Annotated in this window: 1 protein-coding gene and 1 pseudogene; both read left to right on the top strand. The window is 47.2% G+C overall.

The annotated features are described in order from the left end of the window. A pseudogene (locus tag ABJ99_RS28820) lies at positions 1-933 on the top strand (hypothetical protein); the annotation flags it as partial. Further along, positions 933-1317 (top strand): ABC-2 family transporter protein (locus ABJ99_RS28815; protein WP_195842909.1); only part of this gene is annotated, 385 nt, incomplete at its 3' end. The pseudogene ABJ99_RS28820 and the gene ABJ99_RS28815, both read left to right, overlap by 1 nt.

Genomic DNA, 1317 nt, shown 5'->3' with positions numbered 1-1317 from the left:
ATTGCTCGCCAGAGATGCCTCGCTAAATCAGATCCTCATTTTTTTCTAGGTGGGGTTCGTGGCGCGGATACGATAAAATTTGCTTCAGTGGGCCTTATGGCGGCAGGCAGTACATTCCAGCTTGCGGCAGGAATTCTTCCCGCCAGCTCATTTACATTGATTGCAATGAGCCCGTGGTTTAGCGTAACAATTCTGCTGACAGGCGCGATTTACCTGTTGACCACTATGATGTTGAATTACTTCAAGCAAGATAGCGTTGGATGGTGGCTGCGGAGATGTGGCTGGTCCAACTCAATCAATTACCGTTATCCAGCAGAAGCAGTTGGTAAACTTGAAGAAAAACTTGCGCTGCTTGCGATACAGCTGAGCCCTCAGATTCATGTAAAAAGCACCACGCGCGACGAGGACCATTATTTTGGCAGAGACAGCCCTTACAGGGCTCCGGTGCAATACGGCGCTGGCGTGCAAATCCTTCTGCCAAGTGCGGTGCGCGGACAATCAGTGCATTTCAATATAATCAGTAGTAAACGTCCATTTGGCGTGCTGCCTGTGGCAAATATTGATAGCCCAATACTCGATCCATTTCTGGAAAGAGGACAGTTCAAGAAAGCTGACCAATTCAGAAAACTTGTCAATCAGCCGGCTCGCAAAGCCCAAGAAGATTTCACATTTCCGCTTATGCCTCCTGAAGGTGAAGACGTTGTATGGGAAACCTGGGTACCTCTTGAGAAGGACGCAACGTATCTGGAACTAAAAATATGGTATCCCGACAGCCTGATAAAGCCTGGCCAACAGGATGTGGCCTATCTGTTTCAACTGGAGCTTAATAGCAAGGGTGATACAGCAGCCGACGGGCTGGCACACACCGAACTGGAGATAAAAGCATCCAGCCGAGTCAGCACATTAACACTTGAAATAGCGGAACAACATTGATGACTAAAAAAACGACAGCCCCTACCTTGCAAAAAACCACAAGCAACATCACTGATGACTCAGACAATGCTGAAAAAATCAGTTCGAGCCTAGCGGGCAATGATATTTTTAACTGGTCAATAAAAACCATGGCAAGGTCCCCTAATGAAATATTTTGGACCCAGCTAGGTACGATATTTATATGCGCACTGCCCATGAGCTTTTGCATATGGCTTGGCCGGGATATCTATCTAGAGACTCCCTCTGAGGCACTTTATCTGGTGTATATATTCGCGGGCGCAGCATTCTATCTTATTGCATTAATAGTCCGCCAAAAAACCATTTACCACTACACCATCAAAACCGACCGGGCCTCTGTCGAATACTACCTCCACTACCCCGACT

It is taken from the genome of Pseudomonas syringae pv. cilantro (assembly GCF_001293775.1).
Classification (GTDB): domain Bacteria; phylum Pseudomonadota; class Gammaproteobacteria; order Pseudomonadales; family Pseudomonadaceae; genus Aquipseudomonas; species Aquipseudomonas syringae_P.
The sequence above is the reverse complement of the archived record's forward strand: the minus strand, read 5'-3'. Positions and strand labels throughout refer to the sequence as shown.